We start from the raw sequence: 26,197 nt of genomic DNA, 5'->3' as shown, positions 1-26,197 counted from the left end.
TCATATTTACACAAAACGGAATTATCGGGCAGAACAGGTTATATCATTTTAAGAAAAATGCCGCTGTAAGACTACAGCGGCCTGTGACATATCTGTTTAACGTATCAGCCAGAACAACAAATAAAAATATCAGTGTTTTATTCTTTTTCCTTTCCTGCACCATCTGTTTTGAAAAGTTGCAGCATCCGGAAAGTTTTGATTTCGGTATCGGACTCGTCGAGCATATAATTCAGATCCAGCAGTTCATTATAGGAGAACAGCAGGTTCAGTCCATCACAGGGTGTGCTGATGATAATGTTTTTCTCACATTTATTTTCAGCAGGATGATAATGTCCCGCTTTCATCTGCACATAAGACCTGAAGTTCTGGAAATCACGCTCGCTGAAAGTCAGCAGCAACATACCGAAGCTTACCTGCACCGTCTGGCAGCACAGGCATACAACAACAACGCCATATGCATCATTGTGAAAGCAGGTATGGTAACGGCACATGGTGGTCTGATTTTGTTCCAGGCAAAGTTGGGCATCGTACCAACAGCCGGTTAGCGCAACGCGGAAATCTGTTTTACGCAAAAGGGAAATGCTCAGGAGCGGTTACGGAGCAGTTCGCCCTGGTTATCGTTGTGAAAAAAGGTATAATAACGGCACATGGTGGTCTGTTTTGTTTGGTACAAAGCTGTACATCGTACCACGCACTGCTGTTCGGAAAACAGTCCGATTCTCTATGCTTCTTCAAATTCATTGCCTGCGGCCTCGTCTCCGCTGATGTCTCCCGCAGGGGACTCAGCGCAGCACGTACTTGCTATTTTTAAAGATGCTTATCAATCCCAACTTTCAGGCGGGTACCGGCATTTGTCGCTCAGGCCGCTGGGCCTCTTCTTTGCGCCAGCGCTTCTTTGGCCCCTATCGAAATGAGCTTCGCATCATTTCGATTACCTACGCTTGCGCTGGGTACCGAACCCAAAGAGGCGCCTCTGCAAAGACTGGTATGGTCTTTAGGTTGTCAGTTGATCCCAGCGATTTTACTGCTTCCGCCTGAACCCCCAAAGTTGTCCCGGTAAGACTGGTAGATTTATTGAATTCTTCCAAACAGCTGTGGGCATCGTACCAGCAGCCGGTTAACAACGCGGAAATCTGTTTTACGCAAAGGGAAATGCTCAGGAGCGGTTACGGAGCAGTTTGTATATGCGGATGGCAGACATGAGCAGGATGATGAACAATACCAGACCGGCTAGTCCCCATAAAAAGCTTACACTTTGTTTAACCACTGCCAGCATAACGATAGCGATGAGAAAAATGGTAGCCACTTCATTCCATATCCTCAACTGTTGAGAGGTATACCTGTAAACACCCGCGGCCTGTTGTTTGTAAATACGGTGAATTGAAAAGTGATAGATGTAAAGCAATACCACAAACAGCAGTTTAACCAGCAGCCAGCGGCCTTCCGCCTGGAGCAGGATGCGATCCCATTTACCCGTGAATAAAACTACAGGTCCGAATACAGCTGTTAGTATAGCCGATGGCCAGGTAATGCCAAACCACAAACGTTTCATCATGATCGCGAACTGTGTACGTAATATCCGCTGCTCATCCGCGCTTTTTTCGCCGGCTTCCGTTGCATAAATGAACAGGCGCGGCATATAGAACATCCCCGCAAACCAGGTAACGACAAAAATGATATGTAGCGCTTTCAGGTACAGGTACATGATCCGGGATCGCTTTATAAAGTGCTGTGATGGGCCGTGCCCTTGAATATCATTTCATTACTGCCCTGCTTGTACGCTTCCAGCCAGCCCGCAATGGTCTCTACCCATTTGGGATGCGTATTCAGACAGGGGATCATTGTGTAGGATTCGCCGCCTGCATGCATGAAACTTTCCTTACCACGCTCTTCGATCTCTTCCAGTGTTTCAAGACAATCGCTCACAAATGCAGGGCAAAGGATCAGCAGGTTACGGATCCCTTCTGCAGGCATCTGTTCCAGCCTGACGTCTGTGAACGGTTCCAGCCAGCCCTTACCGAGCCGCGACTGAAATGATATGCTGTATTTATCTGCAGGAATGCCGAGTTTTTCCGTTACGAGCTTTGTGGTAACGATCACCTGGTGACGATAACAGGTATTGTGAGCCGGAGAAGCTACGTTGCAGCAGTCTGCAGTTTGCAGGCAATGGCAGCCGGTGGGATCTGATTTTTTAAGATGACGTCCGGGTATCCCGTGGTAACTGAACAGGATATGGTCGTGCGGCCGGTTGAGCCAGGGGCGGATATTTTCAGCCAATGCATCGATATAATCCGCTTCGTTGTAAAAAGGCTTGATAAAACTGAGTTTAAACGGATATTTACCCGTTTCGTACTGTTTTTTTGCATGTACCACGGCGGTTTCATAGCTGCTCATGGCATAATGCGGGTACAAAGGCAGAACGATCACTTCTTCCAGGTCGGGATGATCTTTCAACAGCTGATCATAGGCAAAAGCCGGCGTTGGATTGCCGTAACGCATGGCAATAGCAACAGGCTCACTCACGATCTGCTGTAATGCATCCCGGAGCTGACGTGTGAACACCACCAGCGGGGAACCTTCGCCGGTCCAGATGGTACGATAAGCTTCTGCGGATTTCGGAGCACGGGAAGGCACAATCAGTCCTCTAACCAGCAAAACCCGCAACAGCCAGGCGATGTCGATCACGCGTTCATCCATCAGGAATTCATTCAGGTATCTTCTTACATCTTTAACCTCAGTAGAATCTGGCGAGCCGAGATTCATCAGTATTAGGGCTTTGCGGGCAGTTTCTGGCATAATTCAATTTCAGCGTTCAAAGGTAGAATAACATTTTTACTACTGAAAAGGTTCGCCACCAAATATTAAACATAGTAAATATCTGACCGGCCATTATGCCTTACAATGCAATGACAACGCAGATTTTTACCCAGAAATGACAATGTAATGACGGAACAAATGTGTCTTCGCCGGGGCTTAAAAGGTACATTTGCACTGTCATTAGAAGCGAAAGAGAACAGCATGGAAATTGACCAATTTTTTGTAGCAGGAATCAACTATAAAAAAACAGATGCAGCCGTCAGAGGGCAATTTGCCATCGGGCCGGAACAATATCTTTCCATTTTACAAAAAGCCCGCCAGTATGGTCTGCAGGAAGTATTTGTACTCAGTACCTGCAACCGGACCGAAATCTACGGCATTGCACCTTCTGCCGACCATTTAACCAACCTGCTTTGCAGCGAAACAGCCGGCAGTCAGGCTACTTTCAACAGTCTTTGTTATATCAAGGAAGGTCGTAATGCGATCCACCATATATTTTCCGTGGCAGCAGGCCTCGATTCCCAGATCCTCGGCGACTATGAGATCGTTGGCCAGATGAAACTTGCCGTCAGAACTGCCAAGGAGCAGGATATGATCGGCGCTTTTACCGAACGCCTTTTCAATACCGTGCTGCAGGCTTCCAAAGTAATCAAGAACGAAACCGGCCTGAGCGGCGGTACCATCTCTGTAGCTTTTGCCGCCATCCAGTTCATCAGGGAAAAACTTGCCGGTCAGACCGGTAAAAACATCCTCGTTCTGGGCACAGGCAAGATCGGCCGCAATACCTGCCGCAACCTGGTGGACTATCTGCATACAAAACAGATCACCCTCATCAACAGAACAGAAGAAAAAGCAACTGAACTGGCAGAAGAACTCGGTCTTCAGACCGCACCTTACAGCCAGCTGAACGACCAGGTGCAGGCAGCCGATATCATCATCGTTGCCACCAATGCCAGCACACCCGTTATCATGTGCGAACAGCTCCTGCTAAGCAGTCCGAAAGTACTGGTAGACCTGTCCATCCCCAATAATATTGATCCGGCAGCCGCAGCATTGCCTCATATCACACTGGCCAATGTAGACGATCTGTCCCGGATCAACGACGACACCCTGAATATGCGCAAGGCGGAAGTTCCCAAAGCGCTGGTGGTTATCGCAGCATACCTGGGCGAATTCCTGGAATGGCATAGCCTCCGCAAACACGCGCCTGTGCTGAAAGCCGTTAAGCAGAAACTGCACGACATGCAGTCCTGCGGCCTTTACCTTTCCTCTTACCAGTCATCGAATACAATGGATACCGTCGACAAAGCCGCCATCCAGAAAGTGGTGAACAATGTGGCTTTGAAAATGCGCGACCGCAATCAGCCGGGATGTCACTATATTGAGGCGATTAACGATTTCATGACCATCGGCATCAATTAAACATGAACACAGTAATAAGGATCGGCACCCGCGACAGTCAACTGGCTGTCTGGCAGGCCACATTGGTACAGGAACAGTTACGCAGTCATGGCATTGAAAGCGAACTGGTGTATATGAAGAGCGAAGGCGATATCGATCTCGTAACGCCACTCTATGAAATCGGCGTGCAGGGTATTTTCACCAAAACACTGGATGCCGCACTGTTAAACAACCGCATCGATATTGCGGTTCACTCCATGAAAGATGTTCCCACGCAACCTGCCGCCGGTATCATAGCCGCAGCAGTATTGCCGCGGGCTTCCTATAAAGACATTCTCGTTCCGCGGAACGAGATCACGGATATTGAAGCAATTGCTTCAGGAGATCTCCTCATTGCAACCAGCAGCACGAGGCGGAGGGCGCAATGGCTGAACAGATATCCGCATCACCGCATTGAAAACCTGCGCGGCAATGTAAATACGCGTCTGAAGAAAGTAGCTGAAAGCAACTGGGACGGCGCCATTTTTGCAGCGGCAGGACTGGAGCGTATTAACCTGCGCCCGGAAAATGCCATTGAACTAGACTGGATGCTGCCAGCTCCTTCCCAGGGTGCGATCATGATCGTATGCCGCAAGGAAGATACCGCGATACAGCAGGCCTGCTCTTTACTGAACGACGCAGAAACCGCACATTGTACCGCCATTGAAAAAGCATTTCTGCGCAAACTGTTCGGAGGCTGTACAACACCGATCAGTGCGCTGGCAGAGATCAGCAATCACATGTTACATTTCAGGTGTAACATACTTTCGCCGGATGGCACAGAAAAATTAGAAGCCGAATACCATATCCCTGTAAGTGAGAGCAAAGGCCTGGGCGAAAAAGCGGCACAGGAACTTATCGACCGCGGAGCAGACAGGATCGTGGCGGCAATCAGGAATGAGAACAGCTGATAAACACATATTATCTACAAGACCGGTAACGGCTTCATTGCAGGCACTGGCAAACAGCAAAGGCGTGCAGCTCGATGCGCTCCCTTTTATTGAAACGGAGCTGATCGACACCATCGACGTACAGCAGGAGATTGAACAAACAGCGCTGCAATACGCTACCATCGCTTTTACCAGTATGAATGGCGTGGATGCTGTTACCTACCTGCTCAACGGCCAGATACCGGACTGGAATATCTATTGCATCGGTCATGCCACCAGGCAACAGGTAGAAGCTTATTTCGGCGAGCAATCGATCAGCGGCACTGCAGACGATGCTGCCGGCCTGGCCGAACTGATCATAGAAGAAGAAGCAACCGATGAAGTGATCTTCTTCTGCGGCAACCAGCGCCGCGACGAACTTCCGCTGGCATTACGCGGGGCAGGGATCGACGTTCAGGAAATCATCGTTTACCAGACACGTGAATTGCAGCATCGTGTAGACAAGATTTACGATGCAATATTGTTTTTTAGTCCGAGTGCAGTGAACAGCTTTTTCCGGCAGAATACATTACCGGCACAAACCATTGTTTTTGCCATCGGAAGTTCTACTGCAAATGCCGTACGCAGATACTGCAGCAATACGATCATCACAGCAGCTTCGCCATCGAAAAAAGAATTGATAGAACAAGCCATCGCTTATTTTTAATAACAGAATTCACATGATACAAAACGATCTTTTACTCAGAACACTTCGCGGAGAACAAACAGAAAGACCACCGGTATGGATGATGCGGCAAGCCGGAAGATACCTGCCCGAATACATGGTATTAAGGGAGAAATACGGCTTTTTTGAAAGATGCCAGACACCTGAGCTGGCATGCGAGATCACCCTGCAGCCGATAGATATTGTGGGTGTGGACGCAGCTATCCTGTTCTCGGATATCCTGGTGGTTCCGCAGGCAATGGGGCTTGAGGTACAACTGGTAGAAAGTAAAGGTCCGCTCCTTCCCGATCCGGTCAAAACGGCAGCAGACATGAACCGCATCCGCGTGCCGGAGATCAGTGAAACACTGGGCTACGTGATGGATGCGATCAGGCTGATCAAAAAAGAACTGAATGGCCGCGTACCGCTGATCGGGTTTGCGGGAGCACCATGGACAATCCTTTGCTACATGGTACAGGGCAAAGGTTCGAAAACCTTCGATGAGGCAAAAGCTTTTTGTTATACACAACCCGAACTTGCACACCAGCTGCTGCAGATGATCACAGATACCACCATTGCTTATCTCAGCGCGCAGATCGAAGCAGGTGCCGATACAGTACAGCTCTTCGACAGCTGGGGAGGCCTGCTCGGACCGGCAGATTTTGAAATACTTTCATTGCAGTACATGCGGCAGATCGTAACTGCAGTGAAAGACAAAGCCCCCACCATCCTCTTTGCAAAAGGCGCATGGCATAGCCTTGAGGAAATGGCAGCAACCGGCGCACACGGACTTGGCATCGACTGGTGTATACAGCCACAGCGCGCGAGGCAGTTTGCCGGCAGCAATGTAACATTACAGGGCAATTTCGATCCTGCAAAACTGTTAGGCCCGATCCCGGTGATCAAAAAAGAAGTAACCGCAATGCTGGATGCGTTTGGCCCGGGCAGGCATATTGCGAATCTCGGTCATGGTATTTTACCGAATGTTCCGGTAGCGCATGCAAAAGCATTTGTAGACACCGTGAAGGAATATCGTTATAAGGGTTAATAAAACCAGGGAACATGTCAGTATACAAAACAGAAACCAGGGAATTCCGCGGCAGGTGGATCGATTATATCCACGACCTGCAGGACACCATCTGCGCTGCGCTTGAAAACACAGACGGGAAAGCACGCTTCAGACAGGACGAATGGGAAAGGGCAGAAGGTCGTGGCGGCGGTGGCAGAACACGTGTAATGGAAAAGGGAAATGTTTTTGAAAAAGCCGGCGTAAATACTTCGGTTGTATACGGCAAAGTGACCGACAAAATGCGCAGTCAGCTGCAGATCGACGGCAGCAAATGGTTCGCCTGCGGATTATCGCTCGTACTGCATCCGCTGAATCCTTATGTACCCACCACACATGCCAACTGGCGTTATTTTGAATTATACGACGAAAACGACAATGTGAAAGACCGCTGGTTCGGTGGCGGCAGCGATCTCACACCTTATTACCTGTTTGAAGAAGATGCAAAACATTTTCATCAGACCATAAAAAATGCACAGGATCATTTTGGAACAGACCTGTACCCCGATTATAAAAAACGTTGCGATGTTTATTTCACTAATACGCATCGTAATAATGAAATGCGGGGTATCGGTGGTGTATTTTATGATCACCTGCGACCGGCGGATGATACCGATGCGGAAAGACTGTTTGATTTTCAGCGCGCCAACGGCAACAACTTTCTTTCATCTTATCTGCCGATTGTAGAAAAACGAAAGGATATGCCTTACGGCGAACGCGAAATACAATGGCAGGAGATCAGGCGCGGCCGTTATGCAGAGTTCAATCTCGTGCACGACCGCGGCACACTTTTCGGGCTGAAAACAAATGGACGGACAGAAAGCATCCTGATGAGCCTCCCGCCGCGTGCGCAGTGGATCTACGATCATCAGCCTGAGACCGGAAGTCCTGAAGATAAATTATTACAAGCCTGCCTGCATCCTGTTCAGTGGGCTTAAGGAACAATGAATACATCATCGCATTAAAACATTTGACTTATGTTTTTACAGAGAAGAAACCGCATATTGAGACAGAGTTCTGCCATGCGCCAGCTCGTAGCAGAAACCAGGCTCTCGCCTGCAGATTTTATAGCTCCGCTCTTTATTGATGAAGGTGAGCAGACTGCAACGCCGATCGCGTCGATGCCGGGTTATTACAGGCGTTCGTTAGATCTTACGGTGGCAGAAGTGAAGGAACTATACAATATGGGAATCAGGGCCGTGCTGCTCTTTATCAAATGCAGCGATGCATTGAAAGACAATACCGGCCTGGAAGCATGGAATCCTGACGGCCTGATGCAACGCAGCATCAAAGCCATCAAAAATGCGGTGCCGGATATGGTGGTGATGACAGATGTGGCGCTGGATCCCTATTCTTCTTACGGGCATGACGGCATTGTGAAAGACGGCGAGATCGTGAACGATGAAACAGTGGAAGCCCTGGTGAAAATGAGCATCAGTCATGCAGCAGCGGGAGCCGATATGGTAGCGCCCAGCGATATGATGGATGGAAGGATCGGAGCCATCAGAACGGGCCTCGAAGAGAATGGCTATACCCGCACCGGTATCATGAGTTACAGTGCCAAATATGCATCCTGTTTTTATGGCCCGTTCCGCGATGCGCTCGACAGTGCACCGGGCTTCGGCGATAAAAAAACTTACCAGATGGATCCGGCCAATCGTACGGAAGCCATAAGGGAAACGCTGATGGACATTGAAGAGGGCGCCGATATCGTAATGGTAAAACCCGCAATGGCATATCTCGATATCATCAGGGATATCCGCAACCAGGTAGACGTACCGGTAAGCGCCTATCACGTAAGTGGTGAATATGCCATGATCAAGGCAGCAGCGAGCATGGGCTGGCTGAACGAAGAAAAAGCAATACTGGAAAGTCTCGGATCAATTAAAAGAGCCGGTGCAGACCTGATAGCCACTTACTTTGCAAAAGAAGCTGTGAAGCTGATCTCATAATTTAATTTCATTTTCAACAACGATAAATCATAAGCAGATGTATACCAGGAGCCAGCAACTTTTTCAACGCGCACAGGAAAGTATTCCCGGCGGAGTGAATTCACCGGTAAGGGCATTCAGGAGCGTGGGCGGAACGCCTGTTTTTATTGAGAAAGCGGAAGGCGCTTACCTGTACGATGCTGACGGCAACCGATATATCGATTATATCGCGTCCTGGGGACCGATGATCCTCGGGCATGCATACGGACCGGTGGTAAAGGCCATTCAGGAAAAAGCCGAATGGTCAACTTCTTATGGAGCGCCGACCGAGCTTGAAATCCGGATGGCAGAACTGATCAGGAGCATGGCGCCGAATGTGGACATGGTACGTATGGTAAGCAGTGGTACGGAAGCCTGCATGAGTGCGTTGCGGCTGGCAAGAGGGTATACAGGCAAAAATAAATTCATCAAGTTCGAAGGCTGTTATCACGGGCATGCAGATCCCTTTCTCGTAAAAGCCGGCAGCGGACTTGCAACATTCAATATCCAGACTGTTCCGGGTGTAACAGCCGGCGCATCCAATGATACGCTTACCTGTTCCTATAATGACCTCGCGGCAGTAGAAGCACTGGCTGCGCAATACAAAGGGGAGATAGCCGCCATCATTGTAGAACCTGTTGCGGGTAATATGGGTTGTATCCTTCCGGAACCTGGTTTCCTTGAAGGACTTCGTAGTGTTTGTGACCGTGAGGGTATTGTGTTGATTTTTGATGAGGTAATGACGGGTTTCCGTCTTGCACCGGGTGGCGCACAGGAGCTGCTGAAAGTAAATGCAGACCTGGTCACTTACGGCAAAGTGATCGGCGGCGGTATGCCGGTAGGAGCATTCGGCGGCAAAAGAGAGATCATGGAAAAAGTAGCGCCGCTGGGCAATGTATACCAGGCAGGCACTTTAAGCGGCAACCCGATTGCCATGATCGCCGGTTACACGATGCTGCATACACTCAGCACACAGCCGGCCATTTTTACCGAACTGGAACAGAAAACCGCTTACCTGCACCAGGAACTGGATAAAGTGTTCAGCGCCTCTGGAACACCTTACGTGATCAACAGGCTGGGTTCTATGATCAGCGTGCATTTCAGTGAAACACCGGTAACAGATTTCGCAACTGCTGCAGCAGCCGATAACGGTCTGTTCAACAAATTCTTCCACGCCATGCTGAAACGTGGTATTTACCTGCCGCCTTCCGCATTTGAAAGCTGGTTCCTCAATAACGCATTAACAACCGCCGACCTGGATGCCACAGTAGCTGCAGCCAAAGCAAGCCTGGAAGAAATATTGTGATCAGTGGTATAAGGAAGCGGTCTGTAACAGGATGAGATGCCATAAAAACAAAGTATCTTTCCCATATGAAAATCGCCTTCTTTTCTACACAGCTTTACGACAAAACCTCATTCGATCATACGAATGCCGCTTACGGTTTTGAGCTGGTGTATAACGATATGCCGCTGGATGAGCAGACCGCACAGCTGATCCGGCCTGGTACGGATGCCGTTTGCGTTTTCGTGAACGATAAGATCTCGGATAAAGTGATCGCGGTACTTGCAGAAAAAGGTGTAAAGATCATTGCCTTACGATGTGCGGGTTTCAACAATGTAAATATTGAAGCCGCGAAAAATGCAGGCATCCAGGTCTGCCGGGTTCCCTCCTACTCCCCGGAAGCAGTGGCAGAACATGCGGTAGCCATGATCCTCACGCTGAACCGTAAAACCCATAAGGCATACAGCCGCGTCAGGGAGCAGAATTTCTCATTAAACGGGCTGATGGGTTTCAACCTCCATGGCAAGACCATTGGCGTTGTAGGTACCGGCAATATCGGGAAGGCATTCTGCCGCATTATGCTTGGATTCGGCTGCCGCGTGGTTGCGTTCGATCTTGTTGCGAATAAAGAAATGGAAGCCCTGGGCGTTGAATACCTGCCGCTGATAGAAGTGCTGAAAGCCGATATCATTTCCCTCCACTGCCCGCTGAATGAGCAAACACATCACCTGATCAATGCTTACACACTGGATATGATGAAGAAGGGCACCATGCTGATCAATACCAGCCGCGGCGGACTTATCGATACCCGTGCCGTAATCGGCGCCCTGAAAACCGGGCAACTGTCTTACCTGGGTATCGACGTATACGAACAGGAGGAAAAATTGTTTTTCCGCGACCTGTCGGGCAGTATTATTACAGATGATGATATACAGCGTCTCATGAGCTTTCCAAACGTGCTGATTACAGCCCACCAGGCCTTTTTCACAGCAGAAGCACTGTCTCAGATCGCTATTACAACCTTAAATAATGTACAGCAGCTGATAAAAAACGGTAAATTGGATACTCAGGCTGCATTATTGGTATAATTTTAGTCTTGGTATTATTCATCCGACGGTAAAAAAAGATGTTATGAAAAATATCCTGAACCTTTTACTTATTCTCTGTTGCAGCAGCCTGCTGTTTACAGCCTGTAAAAAAGAATTCAGTTACGAATCCGGCTTCAGCGGTCCGGCTGAAGGTACGCTTACCAATACTGCCGGCAATTGCTTCGATCCTACTATCAATGGCAATTATATTAAGGATACCATCCTTAACGACAGTAACTATGTGCTGATGAATGTAGTCATTACCAAGCCAGGCAAGTACAAGATCTATACCGATACGGTGAACGGTATGTGGTTCATCGATTCCGGTTATGTGCAAACGATAGGGCCAGCAGTTGTGAAGATGAAAGGCTACGGAACGCCGATCCTGCCCATTACTTCAGATTTTGTGGTAACCATGGGCAGCAGTTTCTGCGGGTTCGCCATTGCAGTCATCGATGGCGCCAGCCAGGGAACCAGCAACGATTATTTCCCTACCACAAGCGGTTCTGTCTGGAATTACCGGTTTGTACCAAAATTACCTAGTGGTGAAGAGTTCTTTACTTCTACCGTTAACGGTAATACCCAGATCGACAATAACCTCACTTATTTTGAATTTGAAACAGATTATGGCGGGTTCGCCTATTATGCAAAAGATGCCAACGGTAATTATTATTCCATGAGTACGACCAGCGATTTCGATTATATCTCTGTGTTCACGGATGCTCCCCAAACAGGCGTTTCCTATATCTTCCTGAAAGATAATGTACCGGAAACCACTACCTGGGACAGCCCTGAGTTCCCCGATGTTACCTATAATGGTCAGAAGGGAAAAACAAAGATCACATTCACCATCGATAAGAAAAACCTCTCCTATACAGTAGGCGGACAAGCACTCACAGATGTGATCAAGGTGAAAAGAGAAATGTTCTTCCAGGCCACAGGCGCCAGCGCTTATACTAAAATACTCGAAGGTTACAATTACTATGCTAAAGGCATCGGCCTCGTAGACCAGGAAATCGGGAATACCTCAACCCCGCAGCATGTTCAGGCGCAAAGCTGGACCATTAAATAGAAAATACAGCAAGTAAGTTCTCAGATAAAAGAAACCCTGCGATTAATCATCGCAGGGTTTCTTTTATCTTTTATATTAGCCCGCACTCATCAGGAAACCTGTGTATTATCGTCAACCACCGTTCCTGTTTCTACTGTGGGATGCTTGGCAGTGGTTTCTTTTTTAAAGAAGCGGTTCTGAAAAACAAGGATAGCGATCACACCTGCTGAGATAGCTGCATCTGCAATATTGAATACCGGCCTGAAGAATTCAAATTCTTCCCCGCCCCAGAATGGTACCCAGGATGGGAAATGGGCATTGGTAACGATCGGGAAGTAAAGCATATCCACCACTTTACCGTGAAAAAGACCTGCGTAACCGCCTGCAGCCGGGAACAGCTTTGCTACATTCTGGGAGAACGGGCTGCTGTTCTCGAATATCACTCCATAGAAAATACTATCTATCAGGTTACCCAGCGCGCCTGCATAGATCAGGGCGGCACAGGCTATAAATCCTTTATGGTATTGTTTGCGGATAAAGTCGCGCAGCAGGAACGTACCCCAGATCACAGCTACCAGCCTGAACAGTGTAAGAGCGATCTTACCGAACCCGCCACCGAATTTCCAGCCCCAGGCCATTCCTTCATTTTCTACAAAATGCAGCCTGAACCAACTGCCCAGCACCCGGTGTTCCTCACCGGCATAATAGTTCAGCTTGATGTAGAACTTAAATGCCTGATCGATAAAAATGACCCCAAGGATAATAAAAATGACTTGTCTTGCTTTCACTGATGATCTGTTAAATGATATTTATGTTGTCAGATGAACAAAGATAGGCTTTGGCACTGTCTAAAAAGATACCTCTAGGCCTGAATATAGATTCTTTTAACACGATGCCCGATACCGGTCATCACTTCATAAGCTATTGTACCGCTCCAGGCGGCTACATCCTGTACCGGGAGGTTGCTGCCGAAGACTTCCACCAGGTCGCCTTCCGCTACACCCGGGATGTCCGTTACATCCAGCATGGTCATGTCCATACAGACATTGCCGACCACCGGCGCCAGGCAGCCGCGGAGATACATTTTACCAACTCCGTTTCCCAGCGTCCGCCGGTAGCCGTCTGCATAACCGATCCTTACCGTAGCAATCAGACTATCGCGCTGAAGTATGCCTTTCCGGTTATAACCAACAGATTTCCCGGCTTTTACCTTCCTCAGCTGTGCGATGGTTGTTTGTAATGTAGCTACTACCTGCAAGGGCAGTTGGTCACCCGTTGTGCTGTCCACACCGTAAAGACCAATACCCAGCCTTACCATATCGAGCTGGTAACGCGGATGCCTGAAAATGGCAGCTGTATTGGCAATATGCCTGAGGAAAGGATAATTAAGGATTTTTTCCAGCTGATCGCAGGCTTCATTGAAGATCGTTGCCTGGTGTGCTGTAAACCCGTCGTGGTCACTGAGTTCGCTGCTGACCAGGTGACTGAAAGCCGAACGCACCACCATAGCGTTCTGCTGCTGCAGCAGGTTTGCCAGCATTTTTGCTTCTTCCGGTTCAAATCCCAGCCTGTTCATACCGGTATTGAATTTGATGTGTACGGGAAATTGTGTTATGCCCTGCTGGCCGAGATAAGCATGAAACGCCTCCAGTATACCGAATGAATAGATCTCCGGTTCCAAGTGATACGTAACCAGCGATTCGAAGGTTGCTTCATCGGCATTCATCACCATCACAGGCAGACTGATACCTGCCTTACGCAATTCCACACCTTCATCTGCATACGCAACTGCCAGGTAATCTACTTTCTGAAACTGCAATACCCTTGCCACTTCCGCGCTTCCGCTGCCATAGCTGAATGCTTTTACCATGGCCATGAGTTTTGTGTCCGGGTGAAGAACAGACTGGTATATTTTCAGGTTATGCGCCATGGCGGTCAGATCGATCTCCATCACCGTCTGGTGCACCTGCTGCTCCAGCCAGTTGCCGATCCGTTCAAATGCAAAAACCCTTGCTCCTTTCAGCAAAATATATTCGTCCCTGAACTGTAAGGCAGCAGCCTGTTCCAGGAATACTTCGGTTGAAGGAAAATACAGGATCTCTTTTCCGGGTAATACATCTTTACCTGCCGCCGCGAGATAATGTGAAATGGCTGGTCCGATGCCGATGATCTTTGATATACCACGGTGCAGTAATTCCATCAGCACGGTATGATACAATTGTCCGGGCGGCTGCCCTGATTCGAGAATATCGGATAAAATAACTGTAGCAGGATTATTCCCGGATTGCTGTTTCAGGTAATCCAGTGCCAGCAGCAATGATGCGGTATCGTTACTGTAACTGTCGTTGAGGATATAACAATTATTCCGTCCTTTCTTCAGCTGCATACGCATGTCCACCGGTTCCAGTTCCAGCATGCGTTGCTGTATGGTATCCATCGGATAACCATCGAGCAGCATCACGCACCAGCAGGTGATGGCATTATCGATGGCAATGCGGGCTGTAAAAGGCAGTTTCAGCAGGAGTGTCTGACCTTCGTACAAAGCTTTCAGCAATGTAGTCTGCCCTACGTGCTGCTCCTGCACAATAAACAACGTGGCTTCGGTTATCCTGCTCCAGGAGAAAAAACGTGTATCAGGCGGGAAATAACCAGCGTCGGTTCCATCCGGATATAGGGCTGGTGCAAGTGCTTCGCGGCAGAAGACCAGCTGTTTCACATTGCTGAACAGTTTCGCTTTTTCCACCGCTTTCTGCCTGTCGTTATCAAAGCCTTCCCGGTGTGCTTCCGCGATATTGGTAAATATGCCTAATGTAGGTTGTATAATGCCTGCAATATGCTCCATTTCATTGCGGGTGGATATCCCCGCTTCAAAAATCCCCAGCGTGTCTTCTTCTTTGAGCTGCCATACGCTTAACGGCACCCCGATCTGGGAATTATAGCTGCGCGGACTGCGACAGATCACCTGGTCCTGGTACAGCAAACGGTACAGCCATTCTTTCACCATCGTCTTACCATTACTGCCGGTAATACCGATCACGGGAATATTGAAATGGCGGCGGTGAAAAGCAGCCAGTTGCTGCAGTGCCCGCAATACATCCGGAACTTCCAGGAAAACTGCATCTTCAGTACCGGGAGCGCTCCAGCCTCTCTCTACAACGAAAGCCCGCACGCCTCTTTCATACAGGTCGGGAATAAACCAGTGACCATCACGACGCGGACCGCCGATGGCGAAGAAAAGAGAAGTATCAGGAAAAACAAGCCTGCGGCTGTCTGTAAGCAGGTGAACAACCGGTCTGGCAGAAACGGGAATGGTTTCCGCCCCGATGATCTCTGCAATATGTTGTAAAGTGTACTGCACGTTACGGACTATCTATTCTGTGAGTGAGTCATCCTGAACATCGGGCGGTGTTCCTTTTTTATTCTTATAGATGGAATACACAATAGAACCGCTGATGCAGACCAGGATCACGGCGAGGGATAGGAATACCTGCGTGGTCTTGCCCACCCATTGGTTGATATAATGTTCGCCCAGCATTTTAGCGCCGATGAATACCAGCACGATCGCAATACCCTGCTGCAGGTAATCGAATTTGGAAACTGCGCCGCGCAGCAGGAAGAAAAGCGACCTGAGACCCAGTACCGCAAAAATATTGGACGTATAGATCACAAGCTTGTCTCTTGAAATACCCATTACTGCAGGTATGGAATCCAGTGCGAAAACGAGATCGATACAGGCCAGCAGCACTACCACCACAAACAGTGTTGTATAAAAACGTTTTCCGTTCTCCACAACCACATATTTACCTTCGCCGTCATTGGGAGCCAGGGGCAGGTATTTTTTCAGGAAACGGTAAATCTTTGTATCGTGCGGTTCAAAAGATTCTTCATCGTTGGATGTAAACATTTTATAACCGGTGTACAGCAGGAATACGCCGAAAATATAAAGCACCCAGCTGAACCTTTCCACCAGTGCCACGCCTACGGTAATAAAGATCACACGGAACACGATGGCCATCAGGATCCCCACCAGCAATACCCGTGAATAATACTTTTCCTTTACTCGGAACGAGTTGAATATAAGGATGAAGACGAAGATATTATCAATGCTCAGGCTCCACTCCATCAGGTAAGCGCTGAGGTATTCGAATGAAAGTTTCGGACCTTCTTCCACCCACATAAAAACAAAAAAGCCGAGTGCCAGCATTACCCAGAAACAGGTCTGTATCAATGCCTGGCGGATGGTGATTTTTTTATCTTTTTTACTCAGCAGGCCGAGATCCAAGGCGAGGGCAAGTACCAGTATAATACCAAATACAAGATAAACGATCTGGTGGTGGGTCATGAAGTGGATTTTACTGTAAAGATAGGCGGTTCACCGCTTGCGTCCGTACCTCTTTTACGCTATGCAGCCGGATGTGTTCCGTACTTTCTCTTCCGCCGCCACTGCACAATGATCCCTGCCAGTATTACAAGCAATACGGGCAGTGCTATGTTCAGGAATTGCCAGAGTGTCCGCTGATCTTCCAGTTTGCGCTTGTCGAGTAAGCGTAAAATCACTTCCTTGTTGCGGCTTTCGAAAAGATTGTTGTTGCTGGCCAGGTAATCCACACAATTCAGGAAAAACTCGCGGTTGGCAAACCGGTATCCTTCCAGCGGCAACTCACCCATTGGCAAGGGTCCCTGGCTGCTGCTGACCACATTGGTCACAAGATCGGCATCAGAAACCACGATCTGCTTGCCTTCCTTAATGGCCTTCGGCAAAAATGGTTTGCCGCTTGCCTTTTGAATGGAATCGAGCAGTGTCTGGCCTACCCTGTTCGCGAATAGTGATGTGAATTTTCCTTCGAGCAAAACAACTACCGGCAGGTAACTTTTATTGAAAGTTCTCAGATCCGCATCATTCTTCACACTGTTCAGCGACACAATCGCCGGTGATGCCAGTTGCCTGCTGCTGCTGTCTGTTGCCAGCAATATTGTTTTCTTTATTCCCGGCGCTTTCACCGTATCTATGCTCGATGGGAAAATGGGTAATACCCTGTCGAGATTGCGTGAGATCGGATTATCGCCATGCGCTGAAAGAAACGGATAATAAGGCCATGGTACCCGCTGCATGGTTGGAGATCCGTCAGGATTACGGCCTATCACAACGGGGATCTTTGCACAGTTGAGATCCTGCACAAGGTCGCCGTTGACCCTTACTCCATAACGGAATAAGATATCGTCGAGGTTTAATCCCCTGTCGAACGCCGTATATTCTGCCTGTTTACGCATCAGGCTGTCGAGTTCTGCGTGTAATTTATCTACGAACCAGATCAGCTTACCGCCATTCATTACATACTGATCCAGCTTCAGCTTGTCTTCATCTGTAAATGGCTGCGTTGGTTTTACGATCACCATCGCATCTATCATCGAAGCATCAGGGTAACCTTTTTTCAGGTCAAAAACGGCCAGCTTGTATTCACTGCGCAGGCTCTCACCCAGGTCGTTCACGGTCCGGTCTACCGGCTCGCCATTCCCTACCACGTATGCTACGGTTGGAACCGTTTTACGTGTCAGTTTATCGATGGCATTGGCAAACTTGTACTCGAGCAATGCTTCTGCTGCGTTTCTTGTGGCTTCGATATCTTCCTGCGGATCATCGGTAACTACATTATACTGTTTGTATACTTTGCGGCTGCTGCGCAGGTCTACCGCTATCGGACGCCGGTCTTTGTATGTTACCAGTGCGGATGGCCAGATAAAATGACTGGTTGCTTTTTCTTTCTGATCGGAGATCACATCACTGCGTTCATAAACAGCACCCATCCGGGCAAGGCTGTCGTACAATATCGCTACCGCAGTGTCATTCTGGATACCTTCACCCGGTTTTTCAAAACTGAACCGTACCAGATTGGTTGATAAAGCATTGAATTCCTCAAGCAGATCCCTGGTGGCTATACTCAGCTTCCTGTAGTCTGCGGGAAGATCGCCCGTGAGATAGACGTGTACGGTTACCACATCATCCACTTTCTCCAGCAATGATTTTGTGGCATTACTTAAACTGTACCTTTTTTCCGCGGTAAGGTCGGCACGGAAATGCAGGCCGGAAGAAAGATAAACGACTGCCAGGAATAGCACCAGCAATACCGCCCACCAATATTTATGCTTTAATAATTTCTGCATCTGATCTTGTTTATCCTGCGGTCTTCATTTTAACGGTCTGCCAGTTTTTTCTGGGTCACCAGCAGGAATAAAAGAATAATACCTGTGAAATAAACGAGGTCTTTACTTTCGATCACACCGCGGCTGATGCTGCGGTAATGAAAATTGATCCCCAGCATCTCTATATAATAATCAGCTCCCGCCCTGAATACAGGCAACCTGCTGATGGCATCGAAACCACTGCAAAGCAGGAAGCAGACGAATGCGCCGGCAATAAATGCAACCACTGTATTGTTGGTAAAGCTGCTTGCACAGATGCCGACAGAAGTAAAGACTGCCCCCAGTAATACCAGCCCGAGATAGCTGCCCACTGTAGCACCCACATCGATACCGCCTGTTACGCTGAGCTGCTGTATCGAAATGGCATAGATGATAGTAGGAAGTAAGGCACAGATAACGATCAGCAGGGCGCCGAAGAATTTACCCCATACGATCTGCGCCGGCTTCAGCGGCAATGTTTTAAGCAGCTCGAATGTACCTGCCCGGTATTCATCCGCAAAACTGCGCATGGTGATGGTAGGTACTAAAAATAATAATACCCAGGGCGCCAGGCTGAAAAAACTACCCAGCGACGCATATCCGAAATCCAGTATACTGCTGTCGGGGAATACAAACAGGAGTAACCCGTTGATCAGCAGGAAAACAACGAGGGCAATATAGCCCGTAAGACTGCTGAAAAACTGTTGCCATTCTTTTTTGCAGATCATCCACATGGTATCAAAACTAAATGTTATTGGTCATTCGGCCCAAGTCGCAAGGTTTTTATCGCCTACTTTATGGAAATAATCACATTTCGCGTCCTATTTAAAACTACCATTATGAAAAGGATCTGTCTTTTGTTCTGCAGCCTGTTCCTGACAGGCATTTTTTCCCATGCACAGGAAACGAAAAAAGCCCCGCCCAAAGTGGTCAGGGATAAAGATAATGAAGTGAAAGAAGTAAGGAAAGACCCGCCGAAAATAGAAGTGGTGAAATTTACGCCGCCGAAAGTAGTGAAGGACGGAGAAGTGAAGGAATATCCAAAGGTTAAAGTATCTGAACAGGCTCCGCCACCGCCGCCCCCAATGCCGAGGGAGGGAAAAGGAAATGGAGTGAAAGAATATCCGAAAGTTAAAGTATCACAGCAGGCTCCGCCTCCACCGCCTCAAATGCCGAGGGAAGGAAAAGGAAATGGAGTGAAAGAATATCCGAAAGTTAAAGTATCGCAGCAGGCACCACCACCGCCGCCTCCGATGCCAAGAGAAGGAAAAGTAAAAGAGATGAAAAAAGATCCGCCGAAAGTTATCAAAGATGAGGAAGTGAAAGAAGTGAAGAAAAACCAGTAGAGGCCAAAGAAGCGCGGGCGCAAAGACAAGGCCCAGCGGCCTGAGCGACACACCGTCTGAAGGTTAAACTCTATATGCGGCTTTAAAAATAGCAAGTCCGTGCTGCGCTGAGTCCCCTTTGGGAGACGTCAGCGGGAGAAGAGGAAGTGAAAGAAGTGAAGAAAAACCAGTAATCCCCGCAGGATAAGATCAGCCACGTTACACAGGACTTATTTATACACCCTCTTAATGATCATCACGCGGTTGGTCTCTTCATAGTTGGTTCTTTATTAAGCAAAAAGCCGGTGCATTAAGCCCGGCTTTTATTTTGATTTTACTTCAGTTGTTATGTTACACTGCGAAACTTTCTCCACAACCGCAGCTCCTGCTGGCATTGGGGTTGTTAAAGAAAAACCCCTTGCCGTTCAGTCCGTCTGAAAAATCAAGCTCTGTATTAACGAGGTACAGAAAGCTTTTCAGGTCTGTTACCACTTTAATACCGTTGTCTTCAAAAACCTGGTCGGCCGGTTTGATCTCGTTGTCGAAATCCATCTTGTAGCTCAACCCCGAACATCCGCCTCCTACAACGCCTACACGCAGAAAATATCCGTCATTTGCAGTCACGCCTGCTTCTTCCATCAGCTGCAGCACTTTCTGTTTTGCTTTCTCTGTTACATAAATGCTGTTCTCTGTTGCAACTTCTGCCATAAATACCTCCTTTTATGATGTCTAGTATAACAATTAGTGAACGCCCTTCTCTTCAAAAACAAGCTCTTCCAGCCCGTTCTTTTTACGGTAATCGTTGATCGCTGCTTTGATGGCATCTTCTGCCAGTACAGAACAGTGGATCTTTACCGGCGGCAGGTTCAGTTCTTCCACCAGATCCATATTGTCTATCTGCACCGCCTGGTCTACCGTTTTGCCTTTCAGCCACTCTGTGGCCAGTGACGAAGAAGCGATAGCCGAACCACAACCAAAGGTTTTGAATTTGGCGTCGGTGATCAGCCCTGTCTCATCCACTTCAATCTGCAGTCGCATTACGTCTCCGCATTCAGGTGCACCTACCAGGCCGGTACCTACATTCTTCTTTGCCTTATCCAGCGTGCCCACATTTTTGGGGTTGCTGTAATGATCTATTACTTTTTCAGAATATGCCATGATCGTTCTTTTTTATTACGGGATTGCTAAAACCCGGCGGCTGCCCCGTAAACAGGACCGGGTTGTATTTTTAATGGTGCGCCCATTCGATCTTGTCGAGATCCACACCTTCTTTGAACATTTCCCAGAGCGGACTCATCTCGCGCAGTTTCAGAACGGTATCGCTTACGGCTTTGATCGTATAATCGATCTGCTCTTCCGTAGTGAAGCGGCCGAGTCCGAAACGCAGTGAGCTGTGCGCCAGGTCGTCTCCCAGGCCAAGCGCCTTCAGTACATAGCTCGGCTCCAGCGAAGCAGACGTACATGCAGAGCCTGAAGAGAGGGCGATATTCTTGTTAAAGCCCATCATCAGTCCTTCTCCTTCCACATATTTAAAAGAAATATTGGCCACATGCGGTAAACGGTGCTCGCGGCTTCCGTTCACATACGCTTCTTCCAGCTGCATCAGTGCATTCTCCAGTTTATCGCGCAGTTTGCCGAGTCTTTCAGCATCGGCAGCCATTTCAAGTCTTGCAAGTTCGCATGCTTTACCGAAACCCACAATGCCCGGCACATTCAGTGTACCGCTGCGCATACCACGTTCATGTCCGCCGCCATCCATTTGTGCAGTTACTTTTACACGTGGATTTTTACGACGCACATACAAAGCGCCAACGCCTTTCGGACCGTACATTTTATGCCCGGTGAAAGCCATCAGGTCGATGCCGTCCTTATTCACGTCAACCGGAATTTTTCCGATTGCCTGTGTGGCATCGGAGAAGAAGAGCACACCATGTTTGCGTGCGATCTGGCTGATCTCTTTCATGGGCTGGATCACGCCGATCTCGTTGTTCGCGTACATGATCGCGATAAGGATGGTATTCGGTTTGATCGCTGCTTCCAGTTCTTTCAGATCGATCAGACCTTCAGCATTTACGTTGAGGTAAGTAACCTCCCCGCCGCTGCGCTCAATATGTTTGCAGGTATCCAGTACCGCTTTATGTTCCGTGGTGCAGGTGATGATATGGTTACCCTTGGAAGCATACATTTCATACACACCTTTGATAGCCAGGTTATCGCCTTCTGTTGCGCCCGACGTAAATATAATTTCTTTGGGATCTGCACCGATCAGCGCAGCTACCTGTTCACGCGCATAATCCACGGCCTCTTCTGCCTCCCAGCCAAAGGAATGGTTACGGCTTGCTGCGTTTCCGAAATGCTCCGTAAAATAAGGCAGCATGGCTTCCAGCACCCGCGGATCCATTGGTGTAGTGGCATTGTTATCCAGGTAAATCGGTAATTTCAACATAACCTCACAAAGTTTAAACACTAATACTGATAATAGGGCAAAAATACTGCATAAATTTGGCGGCTACAGCCGATGCAGCGTATTTTACCAAAATTGTAATGTAAAGGTACTACATAAACAGACACTGATGCATAAAATAGAACATATAGGGCTCGCCGTTAAGAGCTTATCTGCCTCCGTTCCGCTCTTCGAAAAACTGCTCGATACAACCTGCTACAAAACGGAAACCGTTGCCAGCGAACAGGTAAAAACAGCCTTTTTTCAGAAAGGTGAAACCAAGATAGAATTACTGGAAAGTACCGATGAAAACGGCGTGATCGCCAGGTTCGTGGAGAAAAAAGGCGAGGGCATGCATCATATTGCTTTTGAGGTTGCCGATATCCGTGCTGAAATGCAACGACTTCGTAATGAAGGCTTTGTACTGCTCAATGAAGAACCGAAAGCCGGAGCGGATAATAAACTGGTGTGCTTCCTGCATCCCAAAGGCACCAACGGCGTTCTGATTGAATTATGCCAGGAGAGTAAACCCGGCGAAGAATAGAATTCAGCTGATTCCCAGCTTCTCGATCGCTACCTGGGCTGCTGCCTGGCTGGCGTCTTTTTTGTTGTAGCCCTTACCCTGTGCGAGCATCTGGCCATCGATCACCACATTAATGGTAAAGAGCCTGCGGCTGCCTTCCATTTTTTCATCTGCGAGATCGAAAGAGAGGCTTTTTCCGTTTTTGCTGGCCCAGCCGATGAGTTTGTTCTTGAGGTTGATGTCAACCAGCTCCAGGTCGTCCACAAACATATGCGCAATTACAATATGCTTCAGTACCCACTGGTGTGTTTTGGTATAGCCCTTATCCAGGTATACTGCGCCAACCACTGCTTCCAGGGTATTTCCGAAGATCTGGCTGCCTTTCAGGGAATTATCGAACTTGTTGTAAAAGGTAAGCTTGCGCAGGCCCATTTTCAATGCGATATCATTCAGCTGCTGGCGGTTCACCATTTTGCTGCGCATTTCGGTGAGGAAGCCTTCACCTTTATAGGGATAACGTTTGAACAGATAATCGGCCACGATCGCACTCAATACGGCATCGCCGAGGTATTCGAGCCTTTCGTTGTTCTCATCCGGGGTTTCCTTAACGGAACGGTGACTGAGTGCGGTACGGTAAAGCGCCGCATTGCCTGGTTTTAATCCCAGTACATTTTTCAGTTGCTTTTCGAAAGAGGAATCGCCTTGCGACCGCCCGAATAAGTTATTGATTAATTGCACACCCTTAAGCTACGTATTTTTTTACAATAACACAGGCATTGTGTCCGCCAAATCCGAAAGTATTACTTAAGGCAGCGTTCACTGTTCTTTTCTGTGCCTTGTTAAAAGTGAAGTTCAATTTAGGATCGAGTTCGGGGTCGTCTGTAAAGTGATTGATGGTTGGGGGCACAATGTCATGGATCACACTCTGGATACATGCAATGGCTTCGATAACACCGGCTGCACCCAGGCAATGGCCCGTCATGGATTTGGTGGAACTGATGTTCAGTTTGTATGCATGTTCGCCGAATACTTCGGTGATTGCTTTTACTTCCGCGCCATCTCCGAGTGGTGTTGAAGTGCCGTGTGTATTGATGTAATCGATCTCTTCCGGTTTCATACCTGCATCTTTCAGGGCTGCGAGCATTACATTGCGTGCGCCGAGGCCGTCCGGATGCGGTGCGGTAAGGTGATACGCATCGGCAGTTGCGCCGCCGCCTGCGATCTCACAATAGATCTTTGCTCCGCGTTTGATCGCGTGCTCGTATTCTTCCAGAACCAGTACGCCTGCTGCTTCACCCATTACAAAACCATCACGGTCTTTATCGTAAGGGCGGCTTGCAGTTGCAGGATCGTCATTCCTTTCGCTCATCGCTTTCATGGAATTGAACCCGCCGAGACCGGCTTCGCTGATCACAGCTTCTGATCCGCCGCTGAGGATAATATCAGCCTTTCCCAGGCGGATATTATCTACCGCAGATATGATACCGTTGGTGCTCGATGCGCAGGCACTTACCACGGCGAAATTAGGGCCGCGGAAACCATGACGCATAGAGATCTGTCCGGCTGCAATATCAAGGATCATTTTAGGAATAAAGAAAGGGTTGAAACGGGGGGTACCGTCTCCTTTTGCAAAACTGATCACTTCTTCCTGGAAAGTGGTCAGTCCGCCGATACCACTGGCGAAGATTACCCCTACACGGTCCACATCCACATTTTCGGTGCTGATACCAGCGTCGGCTACAGCCATATCGCTGGCAACAACCGCCAGTTGCGCAAAACGGTCTAATTTACGGGCTTCCTTCCTGTCCATGAACTGGGTAGGATCAAAGCCTTTGATTTCACATGCAAAACGGGTTTTGAATTTAGATGCATCAAATAAAGTGATGTTAGCAGCTCCGGATACTCCGTTGATGAGATTACTCCAGTAGTCATTGAGATTGTTCCCGATAGGCGTAAGTGTACCGATTCCTGTAACAACAACTCGTTTTAATTGCATCTGATAACCTGTTTAAGTGATAATCCGCCTTTCGGGCCTTGTGTGCCGCAGAAAGGCGGATTAAATTATTCCTTTAATAGCGTGGATTCTTACTTTGCGTGCTCGCCGAGGTAAGCAACAGCCTGACCAACAGTAGTGATGGTTTCAGCCTGCTCATCTGGGATAGAGATGTTGAATTCTTTTTCGAATTCCATAATTAACTCAACGGTATCCAAAGAATCGGCACCGAGATCGTTAGTGAAAGAAGCCTCATTGGTTACTTCGGCCTCGTCAACTCCTAACTTGTCAACTATGATTTTCTTTACTCTTGTTGCGATGTCTGACATTGTAAAAAGTTTTTGTTACAGCCGCAAAAATATACTTTTTGTCAAATAAGCAATATTTTAACGCACTTTTGTTTTCACAGCCTTCATTTTCAGGTTATTCTTCAAAAATCATACCCTCCCATTTGATCTGAATACCCGTTAAATTTCATACTTTCAATGTCTATGGCGCTTAAAATTATAGACCACGGAACACCTGAATATGCGCAAATGGTAGAATTGCGTTACCAGATGCTGCGCAAGCCTCTCGGGCTGGTATTTACCATGGAAGACCTGGAAAAGGAAAAAGACGATATCCTGATCGGCTGTTTCGACGATGATAAGCTGGAAGGTTGCTGCATCCTCACGGAAAGCGATCCTAAAACCGTCCGTTTAAGGCAGATGGCCGTTTATTCCGGGTTACAGGGTAAAGGGATCGGCAGGGTGCTGATGATGTTTGCGGAGAATATTGCCCGCGACAGGAATTACCGCCGCATGACCATGCATGCACGCGATACGGCCATCGGTTTCTACGAAAAACTGGGTTACCAGGTATCCGGCGAAGAATTTGAAGAAGTGACCATCCCGCACTTTGAAATGTCCAAAAACCTGTAATTACTTTATTTATTTCTTACTGATCTTTCGGTTCAGCATTCCCCGAAGCTCATGCCTGAATGAATCGGGCATATCGTCTTTGGGTACAAGAAAGAACGATTTCGAGTCGAAATAAAGGTGGAAAAAATGCGGGCTTTCGAAAAAGCGGCTGAATTTCTCCCATTGCCATTCCACAAAGCCCCTTTCGTTTTCCAGTCTCACTTCCGATTCATCGAAGGTTATGATAAACGCATCGCGGAAGGTGCTGGCTTTCTTGTAAATACTGTTGGGCAGGAAATACCAGAATGTGGCCATCATCCCCAGCCAGATCAGTGAACCCAGCAGGAATGGCTCCGGGCGGATCTTTTTGGTATAGAACAGGACAGCCGCCACAATAGCGAATACATTTACCAGGATCATCAGGATCCTGATCTCAGGTTTCTGTACAAAATGGTACCGCAAGGCCTGTATGACTTTCTTCTTATTGTAGGAAAAACTATGCTGCATATCGTAAGATTGCCGCAAAT

The 26,197-nt window shown here is 48.1% G+C and carries 27 protein-coding genes; 12 read left to right on the top strand and 15 right to left on the bottom strand.

Annotated features, from left to right (window positions below):
• Positions 1-137: 137 nt before the first annotated feature.
• The 3 genes from B5D42_RS02250 to hemH all read right to left on the bottom strand — a co-directional run bounded on the left by B5D42_RS02250 (position 138) and on the right by hemH (position 2,796).
• On the bottom strand, positions 138-491 hold the full coding sequence (locus B5D42_RS02250; RefSeq protein ID WP_139366946.1) for a DUF6686 family protein: 354 nt from the start codon (positions 489-491) through the stop codon (positions 138-140).
• 665 nt (positions 492-1,156) lie between these two features.
• Positions 1,157-1,705: a CopD family protein gene (locus B5D42_RS02245; RefSeq protein WP_078829790.1), complete on the bottom strand. Its 549-nt coding sequence runs from the start codon at positions 1,703-1,705 to the stop codon at positions 1,157-1,159.
• 14 nt (positions 1,706-1,719) lie between these two features.
• The gene (gene hemH, locus B5D42_RS02240; protein WP_078829789.1) at positions 1,720-2,796 is read right to left on the bottom strand and encodes a ferrochelatase; all 1,077 of its coding nucleotides are present in this window, start codon (positions 2,794-2,796) and stop codon (positions 1,720-1,722) included.
• Between the two features lie 222 nt (positions 2,797-3,018).
• Between hemH and hemA the strand changes: the two genes are divergently transcribed.
• The 9 genes from hemA (at position 3,019) to B5D42_RS02195 (ending at position 12,328) form a co-directional block, all read left to right on the top strand.
• On the top strand, positions 3,019-4,239 hold the full coding sequence (gene hemA, locus B5D42_RS02235) for a glutamyl-tRNA reductase (protein WP_139366945.1): 1,221 nt from the start codon (positions 3,019-3,021) through the stop codon (positions 4,237-4,239).
• Positions 4,240-4,241: 2 nt separating this feature from the next.
• Positions 4,242-5,168, top strand: coding sequence for a hydroxymethylbilane synthase (hemC, locus tag B5D42_RS02230; protein WP_078829787.1), 927 nt, complete (start codon positions 4,242-4,244; stop codon positions 5,166-5,168).
• Entirely contained in the window at positions 5,155-5,853 is a 699-nt protein-coding gene (locus B5D42_RS02225; protein WP_078829786.1) for a uroporphyrinogen-III synthase, read from the top strand. Before hemC ends, B5D42_RS02225 begins: the two co-directional genes overlap by 14 nt.
• A 13-nt stretch (positions 5,854-5,866) precedes the next feature.
• Positions 5,867-6,898 carry a uroporphyrinogen decarboxylase gene (hemE, locus tag B5D42_RS02220; RefSeq protein WP_078829785.1) on the top strand — a complete coding sequence of 344 codons (1,032 nt, stop codon included), beginning with the start codon at positions 5,867-5,869 and terminating at the stop codon, positions 6,896-6,898.
• Between the two features lie 14 nt (positions 6,899-6,912).
• Positions 6,913-7,854, top strand: coding sequence for an oxygen-dependent coproporphyrinogen oxidase (gene hemF, locus B5D42_RS02215; RefSeq protein ID WP_078829784.1), 942 nt, complete (start codon positions 6,913-6,915; stop codon positions 7,852-7,854).
• Positions 7,855-7,893: 39 nt separating this feature from the next.
• Entirely contained in the window at positions 7,894-8,868 is a 975-nt protein-coding gene (gene hemB, locus B5D42_RS02210; protein ID WP_078829783.1) for a porphobilinogen synthase, read from the top strand.
• 37 nt (positions 8,869-8,905) lie between these two features.
• Complete coding sequence (gene hemL / locus B5D42_RS02205) at positions 8,906-10,192, top strand: glutamate-1-semialdehyde 2,1-aminomutase (protein WP_078829782.1); 1,287 nt, start codon at positions 8,906-8,908, stop codon at positions 10,190-10,192.
• A gap of 65 nt (positions 10,193-10,257) precedes the next feature.
• Positions 10,258-11,256, top strand: coding sequence for a 2-hydroxyacid dehydrogenase (locus B5D42_RS02200; protein ID WP_078829781.1), 999 nt, complete (start codon positions 10,258-10,260; stop codon positions 11,254-11,256).
• 43 nt (positions 11,257-11,299) lie between these two features.
• Entirely contained in the window at positions 11,300-12,328 is a 1,029-nt protein-coding gene (locus B5D42_RS02195; protein WP_078829780.1) for a hypothetical protein, read from the top strand.
• A gap of 89 nt (positions 12,329-12,417) precedes the next feature.
• Here B5D42_RS02195 and B5D42_RS02190 read toward each other — a convergent pair whose 3' ends face one another.
• The 5 genes from B5D42_RS02190 to B5D42_RS02170 form a co-directional block, all read right to left on the bottom strand.
• Positions 12,418-13,095 carry a lipoprotein signal peptidase gene (locus B5D42_RS02190; RefSeq protein ID WP_078829779.1) on the bottom strand — a complete coding sequence of 226 codons (678 nt, stop codon included), beginning with the start codon at positions 13,093-13,095 and terminating at the stop codon, positions 12,418-12,420.
• A gap of 74 nt (positions 13,096-13,169) precedes the next feature.
• Complete coding sequence (locus B5D42_RS02185; RefSeq protein ID WP_078829778.1) at positions 13,170-15,665, bottom strand: bifunctional UDP-N-acetylmuramoyl-tripeptide:D-alanyl-D-alanine ligase/alanine racemase; 2,496 nt, start codon at positions 15,663-15,665, stop codon at positions 13,170-13,172.
• Between the two features lie 12 nt (positions 15,666-15,677).
• A complete protein-coding gene (locus tag B5D42_RS02180; RefSeq protein WP_078829777.1) occupies positions 15,678-16,649 on the bottom strand; it encodes a TerC/Alx family metal homeostasis membrane protein in 972 nt (323 codons plus the stop codon).
• A gap of 59 nt (positions 16,650-16,708) precedes the next feature.
• Entirely contained in the window at positions 16,709-18,469 is a 1,761-nt protein-coding gene (gldG, locus tag B5D42_RS02175; protein WP_078829776.1) for a gliding motility-associated ABC transporter substrate-binding protein GldG, read from the bottom strand.
• Positions 18,470-18,498: 29 nt separating this feature from the next.
• Positions 18,499-19,221: an ABC transporter permease subunit gene (locus tag B5D42_RS02170; RefSeq protein WP_078829775.1), complete on the bottom strand. Its 723-nt coding sequence runs from the start codon at positions 19,219-19,221 to the stop codon at positions 18,499-18,501.
• 105 nt (positions 19,222-19,326) lie between these two features.
• On the opposite strand from B5D42_RS02170, the gene B5D42_RS02165 reads away from it, so the two are divergent.
• The gene (locus B5D42_RS02165; RefSeq protein ID WP_078829774.1) at positions 19,327-19,833 is read left to right on the top strand and encodes a hypothetical protein; all 507 of its coding nucleotides are present in this window, start codon (positions 19,327-19,329) and stop codon (positions 19,831-19,833) included.
• A gap of 330 nt (positions 19,834-20,163) precedes the next feature.
• Here B5D42_RS02165 and B5D42_RS02160 read toward each other — a convergent pair whose 3' ends face one another.
• The 3 genes from B5D42_RS02160 to B5D42_RS02150 all read right to left on the bottom strand — a co-directional run bounded on the left by B5D42_RS02160 (position 20,164) and on the right by B5D42_RS02150 (position 22,258).
• Positions 20,164-20,520, bottom strand: coding sequence for a HesB/IscA family protein (locus B5D42_RS02160; protein ID WP_078829773.1), 357 nt, complete (start codon positions 20,518-20,520; stop codon positions 20,164-20,166).
• A 33-nt stretch (positions 20,521-20,553) separates the two neighbouring features.
• Positions 20,554-20,970 (bottom strand): Fe-S cluster assembly scaffold IscU, encoded by a 417-nt coding sequence (gene iscU, locus B5D42_RS02155; RefSeq protein ID WP_078829772.1) that lies wholly within the window; start codon positions 20,968-20,970, stop codon positions 20,554-20,556.
• 70 nt (positions 20,971-21,040) lie between these two features.
• Positions 21,041-22,258 carry an IscS subfamily cysteine desulfurase gene (locus B5D42_RS02150; protein ID WP_317041999.1) on the bottom strand — a complete coding sequence of 406 codons (1,218 nt, stop codon included), beginning with the start codon at positions 22,256-22,258 and terminating at the stop codon, positions 21,041-21,043.
• 127 nt (positions 22,259-22,385) lie between these two features.
• Here B5D42_RS02150 and mce point away from each other — a divergent pair, with 127 nt between their 5' ends.
• Entirely contained in the window at positions 22,386-22,799 is a 414-nt protein-coding gene (gene mce, locus B5D42_RS02145) for a methylmalonyl-CoA epimerase (RefSeq protein ID WP_078829771.1), read from the top strand.
• A gap of 3 nt (positions 22,800-22,802) precedes the next feature.
• Here the strand turns inward: mce and rnc are convergent, their stop codons facing one another.
• From rnc to B5D42_RS02130, 3 genes are all read right to left on the bottom strand, one after another.
• The gene (rnc, locus tag B5D42_RS02140; protein ID WP_078829770.1) at positions 22,803-23,516 is read right to left on the bottom strand and encodes a ribonuclease III; all 714 of its coding nucleotides are present in this window, start codon (positions 23,514-23,516) and stop codon (positions 22,803-22,805) included.
• Positions 23,517-23,520: 4 nt separating this feature from the next.
• Positions 23,521-24,774, bottom strand: coding sequence for a beta-ketoacyl-ACP synthase II (gene fabF / locus B5D42_RS02135; RefSeq protein WP_078829769.1), 1,254 nt, complete (start codon positions 24,772-24,774; stop codon positions 23,521-23,523).
• A gap of 89 nt (positions 24,775-24,863) precedes the next feature.
• Complete coding sequence (locus tag B5D42_RS02130; RefSeq protein WP_078829768.1) at positions 24,864-25,100, bottom strand: acyl carrier protein; 237 nt, start codon at positions 25,098-25,100, stop codon at positions 24,864-24,866.
• A 162-nt stretch (positions 25,101-25,262) separates the two neighbouring features.
• Between B5D42_RS02130 and B5D42_RS02125 the strand changes: the two genes are divergently transcribed.
• The gene (locus tag B5D42_RS02125) at positions 25,263-25,691 is read left to right on the top strand and encodes a GNAT family N-acetyltransferase (protein ID WP_078829767.1); all 429 of its coding nucleotides are present in this window, start codon (positions 25,263-25,265) and stop codon (positions 25,689-25,691) included.
• Positions 25,692-25,700: 9 nt separating this feature from the next.
• On the opposite strand, the gene B5D42_RS02120 is transcribed toward B5D42_RS02125, so the two are convergent.
• The gene (locus B5D42_RS02120; protein ID WP_078829766.1) at positions 25,701-26,177 is read right to left on the bottom strand and encodes a YcxB family protein; all 477 of its coding nucleotides are present in this window, start codon (positions 26,175-26,177) and stop codon (positions 25,701-25,703) included.
• Positions 26,178-26,197: the final 20 nt, after the last annotated feature.

Origin of the sequence: Sediminibacterium ginsengisoli, from assembly GCF_900167075.1 — a bacterium.
GTDB lineage: Bacteria > Bacteroidota > Bacteroidia > Chitinophagales > Chitinophagaceae > Sediminibacterium > Sediminibacterium ginsengisoli.
Note: the sequence above shows the minus strand (reverse complement) of the source record. Positions and strands in the feature narration are given on the sequence as shown.